Annotated in this window: 12 protein-coding genes and 1 tRNA gene; 4 read left to right on the plus strand and 9 right to left on the minus strand. The window is 51.9% G+C overall.

The genetic code is table 11. The features are described 5' to 3' along the window. The first annotated feature begins 16 nt into the window (after window positions 1–16). Window positions 17–1,660: a response regulator transcription factor gene (locus tag HYD27_RS12915; protein WP_219215694.1), complete on the plus strand. Its 1,644-nt coding sequence runs from the start codon at window positions 17–19 to the stop codon at window positions 1,658–1,660. 154 nt (window positions 1,661–1,814) lie between these two features. Next, window positions 1,815–6,632, plus strand: coding sequence for a galactose-binding domain-containing protein (locus HYD27_RS12920; RefSeq protein ID WP_219215696.1), 4,818 nt, complete (start codon window positions 1,815–1,817; stop codon window positions 6,630–6,632). A 105-nt stretch (window positions 6,633–6,737) separates the two neighbouring features. On the opposite strand, the gene HYD27_RS12925 is transcribed toward HYD27_RS12920, so the two are convergent. The 4 genes from HYD27_RS12925 to HYD27_RS12940 all read right to left on the minus strand — a co-directional run bounded on the left by HYD27_RS12925 (window position 6,738) and on the right by HYD27_RS12940 (window position 13,038). Further along, a complete protein-coding gene (locus HYD27_RS12925) occupies window positions 6,738–7,976 on the minus strand; it encodes an RICIN domain-containing protein (protein ID WP_219215698.1) in 1,239 nt (412 codons plus the stop codon). 1,549 nt (window positions 7,977–9,525) lie between these two features. Next, complete coding sequence (locus HYD27_RS12930; RefSeq protein WP_228745100.1) at window positions 9,526–10,179, minus strand: hypothetical protein; 654 nt, start codon at window positions 10,177–10,179, stop codon at window positions 9,526–9,528. Window positions 10,180–10,487: 308 nt separating this feature from the next. Further along, a complete protein-coding gene (locus tag HYD27_RS12935; protein ID WP_219215702.1) occupies window positions 10,488–11,543 on the minus strand; it encodes an LLM class flavin-dependent oxidoreductase in 1,056 nt (351 codons plus the stop codon). Between the two features lie 424 nt (window positions 11,544–11,967). Continuing rightward, the gene (locus tag HYD27_RS12940; protein ID WP_219215704.1) at window positions 11,968–13,038 is read right to left on the minus strand and encodes an ABC transporter substrate-binding protein; all 1,071 of its coding nucleotides are present in this window, start codon (window positions 13,036–13,038) and stop codon (window positions 11,968–11,970) included. Window positions 13,039–13,238: 200 nt separating this feature from the next. Between HYD27_RS12940 and HYD27_RS12945 the strand changes: the two genes are divergently transcribed. Both HYD27_RS12945 and HYD27_RS12950 read left to right on the plus strand, forming a co-directional pair. Continuing rightward, window positions 13,239–14,345 (plus strand): FecCD family ABC transporter permease, encoded by a 1,107-nt coding sequence (locus HYD27_RS12945; RefSeq protein ID WP_219215707.1) that lies wholly within the window; start codon window positions 13,239–13,241, stop codon window positions 14,343–14,345. Next, window positions 14,345–15,112 carry an ABC transporter ATP-binding protein gene (locus HYD27_RS12950; protein WP_219215709.1) on the plus strand — a complete coding sequence of 256 codons (768 nt, stop codon included), beginning with the start codon at window positions 14,345–14,347 and terminating at the stop codon, window positions 15,110–15,112. Before HYD27_RS12945 ends, HYD27_RS12950 begins: the two co-directional genes overlap by 1 nt. A gap of 223 nt (window positions 15,113–15,335) precedes the next feature. Here HYD27_RS12950 and HYD27_RS12955 read toward each other — a convergent pair whose 3' ends face one another. The 5 genes from HYD27_RS12955 to HYD27_RS12975 form a co-directional block, all read right to left on the minus strand. Further along, entirely contained in the window at window positions 15,336–16,571 is a 1,236-nt protein-coding gene (locus tag HYD27_RS12955; protein ID WP_219215711.1) for an MFS transporter, read from the minus strand. 158 nt (window positions 16,572–16,729) lie between these two features. Next, window positions 16,730–17,203 carry a MarR family transcriptional regulator gene (locus HYD27_RS12960; protein WP_219215713.1) on the minus strand — a complete coding sequence of 158 codons (474 nt, stop codon included), beginning with the start codon at window positions 17,201–17,203 and terminating at the stop codon, window positions 16,730–16,732. Window positions 17,204–18,344: 1,141 nt separating this feature from the next. Next, window positions 18,345–18,417, minus strand: a tRNA-Lys gene (locus HYD27_RS12965). A gap of 172 nt (window positions 18,418–18,589) precedes the next feature. Beyond that, on the minus strand, window positions 18,590–18,778 hold the full coding sequence (locus HYD27_RS12970; RefSeq protein ID WP_219215716.1) for a hypothetical protein: 189 nt from the start codon (window positions 18,776–18,778) through the stop codon (window positions 18,590–18,592). Continuing rightward, window positions 18,775–18,945: a hypothetical protein gene (locus tag HYD27_RS12975; protein ID WP_219215718.1), complete on the minus strand. Its 171-nt coding sequence runs from the start codon at window positions 18,943–18,945 to the stop codon at window positions 18,775–18,777. Before HYD27_RS12975 ends, HYD27_RS12970 begins: the two co-directional genes overlap by 4 nt. Between the last annotated feature and the right edge of the window lie 95 nt (window positions 18,946–19,040).

The following is a 19,040-nucleotide window of genomic DNA, read 5'->3' on the forward strand; positions in this document are numbered from 1 at the left end:
TCAAGGGGGGAACAGTATGCATCAATTGCTCATTGTCGACGACCAGACGGCAATTGCCGATGATCTGGCTTATATGCTGGACTGGCAGGAAATCGGCATCGGCACCGTGCACAAGGCTTATTCGGGAAAGGAGGCGCTGGATTTGCTCTACGAGCATTCCATTGACGTCGTTGTAACCGATATCCGCATGCCCGGCATGTCGGGGCTGGAGCTGATTGCTGAAATCAGGAGCAGATGGAAGCATATCAAGTGCATCCTGCTGACGGGCTATGCCGATTTCGAATACACCCAGCAGGCGCTGCGGCTGCACTCAAGCAATTACCTGCTGAAGCCGGTTGAGGACGAGGAGCTGATGGAGGCGGTCCGGCGGGCGCTGGGCGAGCTGGAGCAGGAATGGCAGGACATCGCTTCCCTGCAAAAGGCCGCCTGCACACTGCGTGAACAGCTGCCGAAGCTGCGTGAATATCTGCTGCTGGATCTGTTGTCCGGCAAGCAGTCCACGGCTCCCGGACCTTTGGGCAGCAAGCTTGCAATGTACGAAATCGGGATGGCATACGGCGCGGCCTGCCGGCTGCTGCTGGTGCGGATCGACGATACGAAGGATATCCACAATCCTGCCGGCGGGGCGCTGATTGAGTATGCGCTGGCGAATATGACATCCGAGCTGTTCGGCGAGCGGATGCGGCTGTGGCATTGCATGGACGCGAACGGCTTCATTGTCTGCGTGCTTTCGCCCGGACAGCCTTCCGGGGATGGGGCAGGCGGTGCTGAAACGGAGGAAGAACTGAACGGCTGGATCGAAACGCAGGCCTTCCAGCTTCAGCAGGCGGCCAAATCCTATCTGCAAGCCGGTATTTCTGTTCTCACCAGCAAAGGCGGGCTTTTTCCAGGTGAACTCAGCTTCATGTACCAGTCCTCCCTCGCGGGCTTCCGCCATTTCATCGGCAATGATACCGAGCTGTTCGTCTCACTCGCCCAAGCGCCCGAACGCGGTGAAACGCAGGCGCTCGGAGAGCTGTACCGCACACCGACACTGGGCACCCTGCTGGAAATGGGCCAATGGGAAGCGGCCGAAGACAAGGTGGGAGCCATCTTCCGGGAGCTGGAGGAGGACTGGCCTGATTCACAGGAGCATATTCTCGAAACCTATTTTTCGATTGCCTCCTCCATCGCCTCGCTGATCCACCGCACAAAAAAATGGCTGGCGGATACCCTCGGCGATGATTTCTTTACCGTGGCGGGCGGGCGGCCTCTGCAGACGGTCAGCCAGCTGCGCAGCTGGACGGAGCGCGTGATTGCCGCCTACCGCCATGCAGTCAGCAATATGGACAGGGATTCCCGTTCCTCCATCATCCGCAGGGTGCAGGAATTCATCACGCAGAATCTCTCCGCCGCCTCCCTGCAGACGATCTCATCCAGCGTCTACCTGAACCCCTCCTATCTCTCCAAAATCTACAAGCTGGAGACCGGAGAAGGGATCAGCGAGTATATTCTCCGCATCCGCATGGAGCAGGCGAAGATCCTGCTTTCACAAGCGCCGGACAAAATCTATGAAATTTCCGTCATGCTCGGCTACCAGAAATCCAGCTACTTCATACAGCTGTTCAAGAAGCATTACGGCATGACGCCGCAGGAATACCGCAACATGCTCGGGGTGTAATTCCGATGCCATAATTTAGTGATACATACTAATATTCCGGTGTTTTTCTATATTTCCACTTAGGACGTATTGCATCCTTTTGCTCCCTCCTGTAAGGTGAACATCGTAAATGAATTCGTTTACATTTGAGAATAAATTCAAGGAGGAATGGTGAGTGTATCCACGAAGTGATTTCCACGCCCGCAAAGGCAACCGGATTGCTGCCATGGTGCTCAGCCTGGCAATGCTGCTTAGTCTGGGGGCTTCTTTCGGCGCAAGTCCCGCCCATGCCGCAGCTTCGCAGCTCTTATCCCTTAGGAAGGCGGTTCTTGCCTCTTCGGCTGAAGGCGACAATACGACGGAGCGGGCTGTGGACGGCAACATCAGCTCGCGCTGGGCAAGCGTCTGGCAAATGGACCCGCAGTGGATTTACGTCGATCTGGGCGCGGCGGCGAATATCAACCGCGTCTATCTGAGCTGGGAAGGCGCTTATGCCAAAGCGTACAAGGTTCAAGTATCCAGCGACGCCAATACGTGGAACGATATTTATTCCACCACAGCCGGAACCGGCGGGATCAGCGATTTAACCAATCTTGCGGGAACCGGAAGATATGTGCGTGTCTATTGCACGCAGCGCGCCTTGGCCGACTATGGCTATTCGCTGTATGAATTCCAGGTATACGGTGAATTCACCACGCCCCAGCCGCCGCCCCCTGTCAATATTGCTGTGAATAAAGCGGTATTGGCCTCCACCTGGGAAGTGCCCAGCTGGTCAACGGACCCCGGAATCGTGGCGGCAGTGAAAGTGAACGACGGCGACTACACGACCCGCTGGTCATCCGAGTCCTGGGACCCGCAGTGGATCAGCGTCGATCTGGGCAGCACGCATACAATCGGCACGGTGATCCTGAATTGGGAGGCTGCGTACGGCAAGTCTTATGACATTCAGGTATCCAGTGACGGAACCAACTGGAACACGGTATACAGACAGCTGTACGGGCGCGGCGGAGTCGAGACCATCAAGGTCAAGGCAGACGGGCGCTATGTAAGGATGTACGGTTTTGCCAGGGGAACAGGCAACGGGTACTCGCTGTATGAACTCGAAGTCTATGACTTCGTAACGGGTGATCCTGTACCGGCAGTCCATATTCCCGACAAGCCCGTCCCGCAAATCGTCAATGTCGGTGCGGGAAGCTACAAAACCAATGACATTACAACCACCACCCCCACCTACCCCGAATATAAAACAGCCAACGTAACCGGGCCGCTGCCTTCAGGCGGATGGTGGCAGTCTATTCTCATCAAACGCCTCAGCGACGGTCTGGTCTCCCTGCCGCTGCGGACGCAATATACCGACCAGGGGCTTAGCGTTATGAATCCCGGAGCGGGTTATATGTCGGCGGACGGCAACACGGTCAGTACCGCGGGCGCACCTGATTTCTATTTGATGGCTGGTAACATTGATCCGCTGAATATGTCTTCCAAAGTAGACGGATACGGCGACTATTCCGTGAGAGCTGTATTAAGCGACGACAGCACCTACAAGATGAAGACCACACTGGTCAAGGGCTCACCGTATTTTTACAATGAGTTTACCGATCCAAGCTCTCCCTTTCTTGTGCTGAACGGCAGCTCCACCCGCTTCTTCAATGACAGCAACGGGACGATTCTGGCAGCCGACGGAGCTTCGGTAACTGCTGACCATATCGGTGTTGAAGTGGTCAATACCGACAGCGGCGGCAACAGCAGGACAAGATCCTACGGATTATTCGCTCCGGCAGGCAGCATATTCAAGAGAACAGGCGGCAAGCTTACCATCCAGCTGGGGAGCCAGGAACAATATCTGTCCGTCGCCACCCTGCCCGCAAACGGCGACTTGAACTACTATTACCTGCACGCCTATGCCTTTGTTACCGACACAAGAGCCAATTACAATGTTCAGGACGAAACCGGTACCGTTACGACAACCTACAATTCAACCGTGCAGCTGAAACGCAGCGGCTTCCCGGCGGATTCCTTGATGGCGCTTTTGCCGAACCAATGGAAATCGCTGGCTTCCGGCACCTCCTTAACCGCTCATACCTATCCCTCCATCCGGGGGATCATGAAAGTGCATGAAGGCAGCACCTTCTCCACCGAGAACAAGTTCACAGGCATTATCCCGCAATTCGCCGAGCCGACCGGCTCCAGCTCTTATAATAAGGCTGACGCGATCAGCTATCTGAATACCATGAATGACATGCTGGAGAATAACTACATGTGGGATGACCCTTATTGGGAAGGCAAGAACCTTCAGCCGCTGGCACAGGGCATACTTATCGCCGACCAGCTGGGTGAAACGGCAATCCGCGACAAGGCCTTATCCATTTTGAAAAAAATCCTGACGGACTGGTACACCTACAGCGGGGGGTGGCCGGATGATTACCCGTATTATCTGTACTACACTCCTGAATGGGGGGCAATGCAGGGAGACGGCGGAGATCACGGCATGGCCAAATGGATGTCCGACCATCACTATGTATGGGGCTATTACATTTACGCCTCGGCGATCCTCGGCACTTACGACCAGGATTTCGTGAACAGCTACGGCGGCATCGTCGAGCATCTCATCCGGGATGTCGGTAATCCTTCGCGCACCGATTCCATGTATCCGTTCATGCGGGCATTTGATCCCTATGAAGGGGTATCTTGGGCCGGAGGCTACGGGGACAGCTACGACGGCAACAATCAGGAGGCCACCTCCGAGGCGCTGTTCGCTTATGCAGGCGAGTATCTGTGGGGGGTTCTGACCAACAACAATGCCTACCGGGATGCCGGGATGTGGGTCTATGCGGTAGAGACCAATTCCGTCATGCAGTACTGGTTCAATTATGACCAGGACAACTGGCTCCCGGGCTACAGGCATGGAGTCGTCGGGCAGCTATTTGGAAGCAAGAACTTCTACGGAACCTACTTTGCCGCCGATGCCAATAATATCTATGGCATTCAGTGGCTGCCGACCGCTCCATATATGACCTATCTCGGCCTGCGTCCCGATGCGGCGGCAAGAACCTACAACGCATTCAAGACGGACAAAGGCGGGCCCGAGACTGGCTGGTATCATATCATCTGGCCGTTCGAGGCGCTCAGCAACCCTCAGGATGCGCTCTCCAAATGGGACCCGGTCAAAATTGCGAACGATGACAACAACGGCAAAAAAGAATGGGCGAATACCTATTGGTTCCTCCATGCCATGGATGCCTTCGGCACGCGCACAACGGATATTTGGTCCTCCAACTGGTCCACCTACCAAATGTTCAAGAAGAACGGAACCTATACGGCCAACATCTGGAATCCTACGGACGAAACCAAATACGTTGTCTTCCGGAATGCAGGCGGAGACATCGTAGGCACCATAACGGTTCCGGCCAAGAAAACCGTTGCCGGAAATCCGGTTAACGGCATTCAGCCGCCGAATTCCGATGAAAAGGCAGCTGCACCTGTTTTTAGCCCGGCAGGCGGAACTTATACCTCGGCCCAATTGGTGTCTATCTCCAGCGCGACGGCAGGAGCCACTATCCGCTATACTACGGATGGCAGCGAGCCTACAGCGGCATCGGCCAGCTACACCGCACCTGTCAATGTAGCACAGAGCATGACACTCAAGGCCAAAGCCTTCAAGGAGCTGTTGCAGGATTCCACAACCTCCAGCGCCGCCTACATCATCAATGCTGCCAGCCAGGTTGCGCAGCCGGTGATTACTCCGGCTACGGGGAATTATACAGAAGCCCAAAACGTGACGATTACCAGCGGCACACAGGGCGCAAGTATCCGCTATACGACAGACGGTTCGACACCTACAGCAAGTACGGGCACGCTCTATTCCGCTTCGTTCACCGTGCCGGTGACGACTACGGTGAAGGCGATTGCCTACAAGTCCGGAATGACCGACTCTGCCGTAGCTGTCTCCGTCCTTACAATCAGCGCCGACAGCACAAATCTGGCACTGAACAAAACGGCCAGCGCCTCTACCTCACTAGGCGGCAATACAGCAGCCGCAGCCTTTGACGGCAGCGCTTCAACCCGCTGGGAGTCGGCCAGCAGCGATCCGCAGTGGATTCAGACCGATCTGGGCTCGGCCTACAGTGTCACAGGCGTCAAGCTGAACTGGGAGACTGCGGCGGGCAAGGACTACAAGATTCAGGTATCCGCCGACAATGCCGACTGGAGCGATGCCTTTACCAGGACCGGAGGAACCGGCGGAATTGAAACCCTTGCCTTCACCACGCCGGTAACAGCCCGCTATGTCCGCTTGTCCGGCACGGCCAGAACCACCGGCTACGGCTACTCCCTCTGGGAGTTTGAAGTCTATGGCACCGCTGTGGCCAATCAGGCGGCGGCGCCTGTATTCAGCCCGGCGGGCGGAACATATGCTTCGGCACAGAGCGTAACGCTGACTTCCGCCACCGCAGGCGCCACAATCAAATATACAACGGACGGAACAGCACCCGCTTCAGATTCCGCCACTTACAGCAGTCCGCTTACAGTATCAAGCACGGGCACCCTCAAAGCCATAGCTGTCAAGGCCGGCATGTCCGATTCCGACGTCGCAAGCAGCACGTACACCATTAATTTGCCGTCGGGCAATGCAGTTCCCGGCAAGATCGAAGCGGAGAGCTATACAGCAATGAACGGCATACAGACAGAGGCCTGCTCCGAAGGGACACTGAACGTGAGCTATACGGATGGCGGGGACTGGATGGACTACACAGTAAACGTTGCCCAGGCAGGAACCTATACTGTCGAATTCCGGGTCGCAAGTCCTTACGACAATACCCGGCTTCAGCTGATGAAGGACACAGCCGTGTTAGCCGCAGTAACGGTGCCTAATACGGGAAGCTTTCAGACCTGGCAGACGGCTACCGCCACTGTAACCCTGAGTGCAGGAACTCAAACTCTGCGGGTATACAGCGTCACCAACGGTTGGAACTTCAATTATATGGATTTCAAATAATGAACAACGGAGAACGGCTGACGGAATCCTTCCCATCGCCGTTCTCCGTTTGCATTGCAGTTAACGCGAGGCTGTACTTCCATTCGAATGAAGGTACAACCGGAATTAGTTCACCTTGGTCAGCGCCCACTTTTGGGCGTCCGTTCCGTTGTCGGTCCACTGCTGAACCGCTGCTCCGTCGGCTGTGGAAGATCCGGATACATCCACGGCCAAACCGCTTACTTTGGAGATCAGCTTGTAGTAGCCTCCTCCCACATCGACAATGCTCCACCTTTGGGCATTGCTGCCATTGTCATCCCACTGCTGAAGCTGTACGCCGGTAGCCGTGGATGAGCTTGGGACATCGAGCACCCTGCCGCTGTGCACGGCCGTCAGTTTGTAATAACCGTCTCCCGTACTGTCCACTCTGAACTGCTGGTTAACGGCCGTATAGTTGGTCCACTGCTGGATTTTGGCTCCGCTTGCCGTGGATACATCCACAACATCCATGACCTTGCCGCTGGCTTTGGAGGCAAAAGTATAGACTCCGCCGCTTACAATACTCGGCGCACTAGACTGCTGATAGACACGCACGTAGTCAACCAGCATCTGCGCAGGGAATGCGGTCGCGCTGTTCGGAGCTCCAGGCCAGTTTCCTCCCACGGCAAGATTCAGCAGCAGGAAGGACGGCTTATGGAATTCCTCGGTGTTGCCGGTGCTGTTTTCAATATAGAACTGATTGAACTGGACGCCGTCTACGAACCATTTGATATAGCTCGCATCCCATTCAATGCTGTATACATGGTATTGGGAAAAGTCCAGGCTCCCCGAAACCTGCCCGTAATCCGCCTGGCCGTTCGCATCCCAATGGACCGTGCCGTTGACAAAGGCATTATTGTTGACCCGCTCCATAATATCCGTTTCTCCGCATTTGGGCCAGCCCACGGTATCTATATTCGTTCCAAGCATCCAAAAGGCCGGCCATAGCCCCTGACCAGAAGGCAGCTTGATTCTGGCTTCAATTTTTCCATAGGTGAAGCTCTTCTTGCCCTGTGTCTTTATCCGTGCAGAGGTATAGCTGCTGCCGTTATAGGATTCCTTTTGCGCCGTAATGACCAGATTTCCGCCTGTTACCTGAAGGTTCTGGGTGCGGTTCGTATAATACTGCAGCTCGTTATTTCCCCAGCCGCTGCTGCCCGTGCCGATTTCGGCTGTCCAGTTTGCGGTATTCAGGGACGTGCCGTCGAATTCATCGCTCCATACCAGATTCCATGCCGGAGCTGCGTTTGCACTTCCCACGGGTATTAACGCAATCAGAAGTGTAAACATTACAAACAAACTGCAAATCCTGCCTCTTCTACGCATCTTATTCCTCCTAAAAGTATGGTTACCTGCTTATTTCAATACACGCCGCGCGAACGTGCAATTGAAACCCGTCCGACATATTCCGTATGTATAAGCTTTCACATTCCATAACCGGCAGAATGAACAGCAGGCAGCCCCCATTAGCCCCATTAAGGAAGCCCCTGTTCCCCAACCGGTTTCGATTTTCTCCGGCAGAATTCTGACGACCCCGAAACCGCTTCACTGCCGCTCCCTTTGCATTGTATATGTTTTCTGTGCAGAATATTCCTGTTTGCCGCAGATTGATTTGCGCTGCACAAGGCGGCATTCAATGGCTTCTGGACCCAATTCCTGCATGGGCAACGCCATACGGTGAAGCTGAATGATCACATCTCTGCGCAGTGCTCCGGTCTCCTCTGGAACTTTCTCTTCAAAAAAACACCGGCCCCCGTGAACACAGCGCCGCCAAAATCTGCCGGCTCCGGCTCGGCCACCGCCGGCAGGCCGGCAGATGACCGTCTTTCCGTCTTTCCGTCCCCGCACGTTCTGCAACTCCCTCTAGGGTCAGGCGGGTAAAGCCTACAGCGGGCATCACCCTCTCCTCCGCGAGATCAAATAATAAAACGGCTATCCCGTCCTTCACTGGACTGCGTTGCCGTTTGAAATTTCAGGGGTTAAGGTTGCTGCGGCTCCCTGGCTCTGCGGTTCCCCTGGCCGGCTGAAGCTCTTCCTCCCCAATCCCTCCAGGACCTTCCTGCTGAGACCCGGCGGCGGCAAGCCCAAGTGGAAAAAGTACACATAAATTCCCCCACATCCTCTTTTTCACAAGCGTTAGTGGGAAAAAGGAAACCTAATTCCTCCGTTTCTCCTCCTTTCAGGGGAATACGCCTAAATTAAATTCACTTTTTCCCACTATTCCTTCTACCGCAAGCATTTCAGTCCATTTAGTTTCACTAATTCCACTTCACTCCCCTGCCTGCGGTAGCGAACCCGGTCAGCTCCCTTAATTCTGCACCTCCTCCTGCAAAACAGCACCCTCAGGTTCCCAAGACCAACATCACCCTTTCAGATGAATTCGTTTGCACACACCTTGACATTGTACCTGATGCTACTGATGTTTTTCCGCCATCCGCCCACTCTAAGCGAAATCAAAGGCAGTTTTACCTTCCAACCACCGTTTAGCATCAGGCTTAGCTGTCAGCATTTTTTAGAAACCATAATTCCCCAACCAATAACAAGTGGAAACGGCTACGCCGTCCTTATAAGGACGGTATCCGTTTCAGCGGGAAAGATAAGGCTAATTTTTAGCGTGAAACATATAAAATAAACCTGAATTCCGAAAGTGAATTGAACAAATCCAGATCGGACAAGGGATAAACCTCCTTTTTCCTTCATCCATTGGGTGCAAGCTGTTTTTAGCAAGAAATCCCTTCGTGTAGAGCTTTTTAGAGGATTTGTGGATACTTACTTTCGGAATTCAGGATCAATTCTTATCTTTGAACAAAAGCAGCCCGCTTCCTTCATAAAGGATACGGGCTGTTTCTTTCATGCTGCAAATGCAGACTATTGCTCAATCCATGCCATGTTCTTTCCGGATGTTGTACAAGCCCTGCAGCAGCAGCTCCGAAGGATCACGGTTGAGCTGCAGATGAATTAACAGCATATGCAGCGGAATCGCACATACGTTATTGCCTTCGGTAACCGCCGGGAATCCCGCTTCAAACACGGGACCGTGGGTTTCATTCCAGGCCAGGCCGGCGTGCACCTGCTCCGGAGCAAATTCTTCACGCACGGCGGCAATGCAATGCGGCACGAGTACGTTATCGATCATGGCTTTGGCTTCTTCTTCACTTGCAGGCGGCGGCGTGAGAGCCTTGCCTCCCTTGACCTTCATCAGGTCGATGAAGAAGGACGCCATCCACAGCGCAGGACTGTTGTTGGACTGGAATCTGGCAATCAGCTCGCGCAGGAAAAATCCGCAGGAATAGACTTCCTTCTCTTCATTCATCACATGAAACACAAATACCGGACCATAAGGCTCCAGGTTCAACACTTGTCCCTGTACTTCATTGAAATGCATCTTCAGAGCCACAATGCCATTATGATGAACCGCCTGTACAAGCTCTGCCATTTTCTCTTCGGTCATGGTTTCCTGTGGGCTGGCAGCTTCCTCGCCTGTTTCTGTTTCTTTTACTGCTTCACCGGTCGTTGTTTTATTATTCATTTTCATATTCACCCCGTTTCCTATCATACCATCCCAAGACTGGAAACGACATCTTGTTATGGACAAGACATGTAATGGACAAATTGTAAATCAGGCTGCTTCCATTCATTTGCAGGACTTTTGAGTTTTTCTTATCCGATGGAGCGCCGCTTCGGCAGCTGGCTTCCGGTCCCAGGGGTTCCGCTCCTTCCCGCCGCCCAAGCCCCTTTGAACAAGCTCCTGGCATTGACTTTTCCAGTATCCATTCGCGCTTTCAACGGGTCAGCCGCCGCCCTGTGCTAACCGGCAAGAATTAGATTGGCAGCCATTTACAGCTTATTCTCCTCCCAATACGCCACTTCCTCCCGCACGCGCGGCGCCACTTCGGTTCCGAACAGCCTGACCGCTTCCATCACCTCGGCATGAGGCATCGTGCCATGGGGAACATGCAGCAGGAATCTCGTGATTCCCACATGCTTGCGCAGGTGGATGATTTTGTCCGCCACGGTTTCCGGGTCCCCCACATACAATGCCCCCTCAAAGCTGCATGCCGCATCATAATCCGAACGGTGGTACGGCGGAAGCCCCTTCTCCACCGCTCTCACATTCGTTCTTGCATAGGTGGAAGGGAAAAACTGTTCAATCGCCTTCTGCGTAGTCTCAGCGACAAAGCCGTGTGCATGCGCCGCAATCGGCAGCCCCGAGCTGTCATGGCCTGCACGTGCGGCCGCTTCTTTATAGAGCTGAACCTGCGACGCAAATTGCAGCGGACGCACCGGTCCGATCATTGCCAGCGCAAAAGGCAGCCCGAGCGAACCTGCACGGACCGCAGATTCGGGACTCCCCGCACTGGCAATCCATACCGGCAATGGCTGCTGCACCGGACGCGGATAAATCTCCAGATTATGTATGGCGGCCCTGTGTTGCCCTTCCCAGCTCACCTTCCCGGACTTCTGGAGCTTCATCAGCAAATCAAGCTTTTCCTCGAATAAGGTTTCATAGTCTTTCAGATCGCAGCCAAATAAAGGAAAGGACTCCGTAAACGAACCGCGGCCGACCATAATCTCTGCCCTTCCGTCCGAAAGTCCGTCCAGCGTGGCAAAATCCTGAAATACACGGACCGGATCGGCTGACGACAGAATCATAACCGCGCTGGTCAACCGGATTCTGGACGTTAGGGCTGCCGCTGCAGCCATTACAACCGCAGGCGAGGATGCGGCAAAATCCGGACGGTGATGCTCACCAACACCGTATATATCCAGACCCACCTGATCCGCGAGTACAATCTCCTCCACCACTTCACGCAGCCGCTCCGCATGGCTCATTGTTTCACCTGTGCTCACATCAGGCGTTGTTTCGACAAAAGTGCTTATTCCCAGTTCCACTTCTCTGTTCCCCCAAGCTGTTATCAAATCGTTAATTACTTCATTCTATATCTTTATAGTTGAATGTTCAAAATTTAAATTCCCTTATCGCGTTTCACCATCCATGCAAATAAACATGGAAGAATAAGCGGTAGCGTGGAATTTATTAAATTCCGCACTGAATAACGCGGCCGCAGCGATATTTCATTCCTCAGTGGTGCCGCGCAGCGGCTTGGGGGTCTTATTATTTCAAAAAAAGCAGATTGAATCATCACTTGCGTGATCACTCAATCTGCTTTCATACAAGTTGAACTCTGGATCTACTTATTCGACACGCCTAAGGCACGGCGATGGCTTTATTAACAGCATTTCTGACGTTATTTCCACGCCTACACCCCGGGCCAGCCTTATTAACAGCATTTCTGCCGTTAATTATCAAGCTGACTTACGGTGCAGCTACCAGTTCCGATGCAAGCTTCTCGGCTCCGTCAAAGATAGAATAGCTGTAGCCCCAGAACTGGTTGAAGTCGATCAGGTAAATCGCTTTGTTCTTGATGGCATTCAGACTTTGCAGCGACGAATCGGCGTAGAATGCCTCCAGCGTCTGCTCCGGGTCCACTCCTCCGGTATACACCGAGAGCAGCAGGACATCCGGGTTGGTTGCAATCAGCTGCTCTTTGCTGATTTCACCGGTAACGTCGCCGAAGCTGTTTTTAAGTCCAAGCAATCCAAGCACATCTCCTGCAAAAGTATCGATGTTCCCGCTATAGACCGCAATGGCCCCATTGCCGCCATCGGACACATAAGCAAAGGTCTTTTCACCGCTTGCCGCTGCGCTATCCTTAAGCGCCTGCGCACGCTCCTTCAACTCAGCGGTATAGGCGGCTGCGTTCTCCTGCACATCAAAAATCCGGCCCAGCTGCTCAATATCCTTGTACAAGCTGTCGAGTGTGGCTCCCTCCAAGCTGGTACTCTGCACGAACGTCTTGATGCCCAGCTCGTTCAAGCCTTCTACAGTCCCTACGCCCCAATCCGCATCCGCAAAAAGGCCGCTGCGTCCCAGAACGAGATCCGGGCTTGCCCCCACAACCAGTTCCTTACTCGCATAATCCTTCGAGATAACGGGGATCCTTTTGAATTCCTCCTGTACCGCCGGATCACCTGCACCGTAAAGTGCGGCAACACCCACCATTTTGTCGGTAAGCCCCAGCTTGATCAGCAGCTCGGCGGAGCCCTGGGTATTGGCTACGACTTTTTCCGGTGCTTTGTCGAAGGTCTGTGATTTTGCCTTCCATTCCGTGCCTTCACCGTTGTTCGTGTAATTCTCAACTGTGAGCGGGTACACAGTCTTGGTGCTCGGAGCAGTCTCCTCCGGGGCGGCAGTGCTGCTGGCCGCTGGTGCGGCCGATTCCGCAGCTTCATTCTGATTGCCTGTATTCGAGGAACACGCTGCGATCATAACCGCCATTACCAAAACCGCCAGCAGCGGCACATATCTTTTGAATACACTCTTCATTTCCAGTCCCCTTTTCTGTATGCACATTTGTGTATCCTGCAGGGTATGTATCAAGCCGAAGTCTCGCAGGGAGTACAATCGTAGAATATAGAATGTCAGACTATCTGTCAATGAGAACTATTATCATTGACAGCAGTTCTCAATATGAATTATATTTTAAATTAAACCATGTAAATTTATTAAGGAGTCCTATGAATGCCATGCAAACTGAACTAGCCGCACCATCCGAACCGAAGCAATCCCTTATTCATACCCGTTCCGGCTTTATAACTGTCATAGGCGTCCTGCTGATTCTCACGATACTGTCAGCCGGCGCCGCTGTCTCCTTTGGACAGGTCGATATTCCCGTGTCGCAATCCTACCGGATTCTGCTCCATCACATCACTGGCATTCAGATTGGAGATGTTCAGGAGCTGACCTCCGGTTCCTTCGTCGATATTATCTGGAAAATCCGCTTTCCCCGTGTCCTGATGGCCATGTTCATCGGTGCCGGACTTACGCTGTGCGGAACCATCATGCAGGCGGCTGTTCAGAATCCCCTGGCTGATCCTTACATACTGGGTATTTCCTCCGGTGCTTCTCTCGGCGCTACCTTCGCCATCCTGATCGGCTTCGGCTCCATGGGGCTGCTCGGTCAGACCGGCGTCGCCTTCTGGGCTTTCGCCGGTGCGGTCGGCGCTTCGCTTCTTGTGTTGATGCTGGCAAGTGCAGGCGGCAAAATGACCTCCGTCAAGCTCGTCCTGGCGGGTATGGTTATCAACGCATTGTGTACCGCCTTTGCCAACTTTATTGTTTATTTTGCGAATAACGCAGAAGGCATCAAGACCGTTACCTTCTGGACGATGGGCAGCCTGGCCGCTTCGAGCTGGGACAAGCTTCCGCTGGTCTCGATAGCCGTCCTGCTGGCCGTTTTCTTTTTCCTGCTGCAGTTCCGTGTCCTGAACGCCATGCTCCTTGGGGATGAGGCTGCGGTCACTCTGGGGATTCAACTCGGCGCATACCGCAAAGCCTATATGATCCTTACCGCGCTGATTACCGGGGTTATGGTGGCAAGCTGCGGCATGATCGGCTTCGTGGGGCTTATCATCCCCCATTTGGTACGAGGGCTGGTCGGCTCCGATCACCGCAGGCTGCTGCCGGCGTCCATTCTGTTCGGCGCCATCTTCCTGATCTGGACAGATGTGATCGCACGGACGATTGTGCCGAATGTGGAGCTGCCGATCGGGATCATCACCGCCTTGATTGGGGCACCGATGTTCATGTACATGCTGATCAGAAAAGGCTATGCGTTTGGAGGCAAAAGCTAATGAATTTGAACGTTGATCATTTAAGCGTATCTTTCGGCGATGCCAGTATCGTGAAGGATGTATCCCTGAAGGTCAGAAACAAGCAATTCGTGGGGCTGATCGGACCGAACGGCTGCGGCAAATCCACGCTTCTCAAAAGTATTTATAAAGTCATCAAGCCGCGGCAAGGCGATGTGTACCTGTCTGAGCTCAATGTGATGAAATCCAGCCCCCGCATTGTGGCGCAAAAGCTGGGAGTGGTCGGCCAGTTCAACGAACTGAGCTTTGATTTCACCGTCCGGGAGATGGTCGCAATGGGCAGAACGCCGCACAAAGGGATGCTGGAGACTGACAACCAGGAGGATTTCAGCATCGTGTCCGCCGCCCTGAGCAAAGTCAACCTGGAAGGGCATTCAGGCCGCAGCTACAATTCATTGTCCGGGGGCGAGAAGCAGCGTGTGATTCTGGCGCGCGTGCTGGCCCAGCAGCCAGAATTCATGATTTTGGATGAACCGACCAATCATCTTGATATTAAGTATCAGCTGCAAATTCTGAATATCGTCAAAAGGCTGGACATCGGCATTCTCGCTGCGCTCCATGACCTCACGCTTGCCGCGGAATACTGCGACTATCTGTATGTGATGAAGGAGGGCCGGGTGGCCGCCAGCGGAAAGCCTGAAGAAATATTGACCAAAGAACTAATCGGACAGGTATTCGATGTCGCCTGTGAGACCTACCGCAACCCCGTGACCGGGGCGCTTGGCATTGCTTATCTGGAGACCCGCTAGCCGTCCCTGCAGCTGAACGTATGGGAGGCAGGCCGGGAATCTCCGGGATCATGCCCCATCGTCCATCTGGCCTTCAATCCGGTTATCGCTTTGGCACGGGCAGCTGTTCGATCAAAATTTCCGCAAAAAACCATCTGCCAAAGCTGCGGTTTTTTATTTTCAACAGGGCAGGCTTTTTTTTCACTTTGCTCTATTGCATTGCCGTTCAATGTACAGCAAGTATTTACACCCTTCCATGCGTTCTTTTATATAAAACCGGTATTGCCGCTGCTATAAGGATCATGCCCATAACAGCAGGTGCGGCAGACCCAAGCGATACATAGATTTGACCTCCAATGACAGGCCCAATCATTCTTGCCAAAGCCTGAATGGACTGGCTGCCTCCTTGAACTCTTCCCTGTTCACTTGAATCGACTGACTTGGAGAGCATCCCGTTGAATGAAGGTCCAAAGACCGAATCACCAAAACCAAATATAAACATTCCAGCGATAAAAAGAGGATAGAAGGAGAATAAGGCAGATAGTGCAATAAGACTGTAGCCTATAATCTCCGAAGCCATTCCGAGAATTGCTATCTGTTTATCACTAAATTTCCGCAAAAGCTTTGGCATGATGAAAGCTTGTGAAATGATGTCCTGGAAGCCTATGATTGAAAACATAAGTCCGATCAGTGCAGGCTTCCAACTGAAGGTATCCATTGTAAATTGTGAAAAAATCGCCTGTAATGATCCGTTGGGCACCCAAAGCAGGAACGCTGAGACAAGCAGCCTGTTCAAGTTTTTCATGGAAAGCAGGCTTGCAAGCTGTGAAAATGGATTCAGTCTTACAAAGGCAATCTCTTTCAGCCTATTGCTCTTGTCAAGGCTCTCAGGCATATAAAAGAATCCATACGCTACATTCAATAAAGTTATTATTGCGCCAAAATACATGGGTACAGAGTAACCAAACCTGGCAAGCAGCCCGCCCAGAGCGGGGCCAATGACGGTGCCTGCACCTACAACCGCACTCATCCATCCAAAGTATTTGGTCCGCTGCTCCGGAGGAATGATGTCTGCAAAATATGCGAAGATCGTGCTTATGCTCCCGCCTGTTATCCCCTCTATTATGCGCCCGGCAAACAGTACCCATAGCGCTCCTCCTATGCCAAAAACCAAGTACCCGGTTGCGGAACCCAAAAGGCATATCAAGAGCAAAGGACGACGGCCATATTTGTCGCTCAAAGCTCCAAGTACGGGGGCCGCAAAAAACACACAGAGTGCATAAACAGAGGTCAGCAGCGTAACAGCGATAGCTTGTTCTCCAGGATTGCTTGTATAAGGCTGTACTAAGAATGGAACGACAGGTGCTATGATACTGAAGCCTAATCCGCAAAGGAACACAGAGATAAGACCGAATATTAAAGCGTGTTGATCTACGGCTTGTTCTGTGTTCTGTTTATTGTGTGATCTAGATTTGAACACTTAAATTCCCCCCTTAAAAATCTGCCGTTTTGCTTCCTAGGAAGCAAAAAATATCGTATCATAATTTTGCTTCCCTGGCAACAAAATAAAGGCAATAAAAAGACAGCCCGCTCCCAATAGAGCCTGGCTGCCTGTAGTTTGATTTCAAATCTTCAAATTTATTCCGGCTTAATATCTATACCCTGTTTCTTTATTTCTGCATCCAAATGCCTGCTATACTTTTCCATGAAGCTAAGCATACTGTCAAATTGTTCCCCGGTTACCTGCTCAAACACGGCTTTATCCCGCTCATGAAACTCTTTGTGCAGCTCCTCATGGATGTTATAGATTACTTTCCCTTGCTCAGTAAGCCTAAAATAGATCTCTTTCTTGTTATCCGGCTTCTGGTAGCTTTCGATAATGCCTTTTTTCATGAGCTTCTTAGTTATTTTACTTATGGCACCGCTAGTCATATAAAGGGACTCCGCAAGCTTTGTCACGTTGGAATCCACATTTTTTTCAATGTATTCGATGCAATGTACTTCAGAAGACTTATAACCCTCAAGGCTGGCCTCCATCTTAGACTTATTAAGCCAAACCATCTTGTTGAATAAGTCCCTGAAGCCCGTTATGACCTGTTCTTCTTTGTTCATGGCCTGTCCCCCCACCCGCCGGTGCATTAACAATATTGAATATTTATTTTCAAAAATGAATTGACCTTGTTCCCCGGCATATGCCATGCTGCTTATAATAAATATACCATATATAGGGGAGTGGGTATTACGCAAAATAACCCCACAAAGTGGGGCCTTGGCTTCGATGATGACTCAGGTACTTTGCGGGGACCCCAAAACATATACATTCTTATCTTTCAAGCAGAAACGGCTTCGCCGTCCTTGACCGGGCAGCGCAGCTGTTTGCATTTCAGGTGTAAGGCTGGCTGCTGAAGCCAGGCAGAAGGCCAAGTGGAAAAGGTCACTTCATATTCCCTCAGCCGCTTTTTCGCAAGTGTTAGAGACTGCGACGAAATAAAGTACCGCTACATTGTTGACAAAACTCCCAAATCAACAAAAGCGGGTACTAATTTCCTCGCAGCTCCTTAGTGGTAAAAAGGATAACTAATCGATCCGTTTCTCTCTCCCTTACAGAGGAATACGCCTGCATTAAGATGAACTTGAACCATTCATCCAAAGGGCAGCCATTTTAGTGGTAAAAAGGATAACTAATCCACCGCCTTCGGAGACTGGATCATCCCTTGTGGGAAAAAGTACAACTAATCCGGCTGAAATCAGTCATATGGAGCGAGTGGGCCTCCATTAAGTGTACAAAATCCCACTAAAGCCCGTTCAAGCCAGGATTCCAGCCCATTAGTGTTACTTTTTCCACTTCGCTTCCGTCCCCTATGAATCTCTTCCTTGCGTTCCGTCAGCTTGTTCAGGTTCTCCGGTTCCATTTAGGATAAATTAAGTTTCTTTATTGTGTTTTTTAAAGATTACAGTACCACCTTCCCGCTTAAACAGCGGAGCGGTCGGACCCGCGGAACAGCGGCAGCGGCCGCCTGGGTCTCCGGATTTTCACCGCTAAGGGGAATGAAATAAATCTGGAGAGCACAGCAACCCGAACAACGGCCCGTTCGCGGAGCGTCCAGTCCAAAAGCCTACGTATATCCTACGCAAAATAACCCCACAAAGTGGGGACTTGGCTTCGATGATGACTCAGGTACTTTGCGGGGACCCCAAAACATACAAATTCTTATCTTTCAAAAAAAACGGCATTTCTGCCGTTTCTTCAGGATGGACTCTCAGGGACTCGAACCCTGGACCAATTGATTAAGAGTCAACTGCTCTACCAACTGAGCTAAGAGTCCTCATTATGAGTTCTAACTATATCATTTTCAGCTCATATGTGAGGATATATTTAAATCTCTCGTATAAAAGAGTATATCATTTTCAAAAATATATTTCAATATTTATTTTCAGCAAGCAATCCGGATGATTTAATCCATGATCTCCATCAATCCACCCAAAGCCTCCCGGGCGTCATTTAATTTGACCTTCCTGCAGCAAATATTGCCCATTATCCGAAAAGACAATCATAGGCAGCCTGTCGCTATACTCAATTTCCAGATATCCCTTACGGATCATCCAGTCTGTTCGGTGCATAATCTCTTCCAATTTCAAATCACTGTAGTAACCATACACGGGAGATGCCTGAAGCTCATGCTTCAAAATCGCTTATCCCTGGAGCCTTTCAGAATTTTGGCCAGCAGGTTTCTCCCTCCAGCCATAATCAGGTCACCGGCTGCACGGAAAATGGCTTTGATGTCATGCTCCGGGAGGTTCCGGATACCTCCGGAATCCAGCTGAACCTCGACTTCCGGGCTTCTTCTGCCCATCACTCATCTCCCCTTAGTACTTGGATATTATTATACTTACCCATAATATTTTGCTCAACCCCCGACAAATAGTCAATAGTGACAGCAAAAAAACG

The sequence above is a fragment of the Paenibacillus sp. S150 genome, from assembly GCF_019352175.1.
GTDB lineage: Bacteria > Bacillota > Bacilli > Paenibacillales > Paenibacillaceae > Paenibacillus_AQ.

Bases quoted from the DNA above. Each gene is read 5' to 3' on its own strand.
- HYD27_RS12915 (WP_219215694.1), top strand. From the start codon at position 17: ATGCATCAATTGCTCATTGTCGACGACCAGACGGCAATTGCCGATGAT.
- HYD27_RS12925 (WP_219215698.1), bottom strand. From the start codon at position 7,976: ATGCGTAGAAGAGGCAGGATTTGCAGTTTGTTTGTAATGTTTACACTT.
- HYD27_RS12930 (WP_228745100.1), bottom strand. From the start codon at position 10,179: ATGAATAATAAAACAACGACCGGTGAAGCAGTAAAAGAAACAGAAACA.
- HYD27_RS12940 (WP_219215704.1), bottom strand. From the start codon at position 13,038: ATGAAGAGTGTATTCAAAAGATATGTGCCGCTGCTGGCGGTTTTGGTA.
- HYD27_RS12945 (WP_219215707.1), top strand. From the start codon at position 13,239: ATGCAAACTGAACTAGCCGCACCATCCGAACCGAAGCAATCCCTTATT.
- HYD27_RS12950 (WP_219215709.1), top strand. From the start codon at position 14,345: ATGAATTTGAACGTTGATCATTTAAGCGTATCTTTCGGCGATGCCAGT.
- HYD27_RS12960 (WP_219215713.1), bottom strand. From the start codon at position 17,203: ATGAACAAAGAAGAACAGGTCATAACGGGCTTCAGGGACTTATTCAAC.
- HYD27_RS12975 (WP_219215718.1), bottom strand. From the start codon at position 18,945: ATGGGCAGAAGAAGCCCGGAAGTCGAGGTTCAGCTGGATTCCGGAGGT.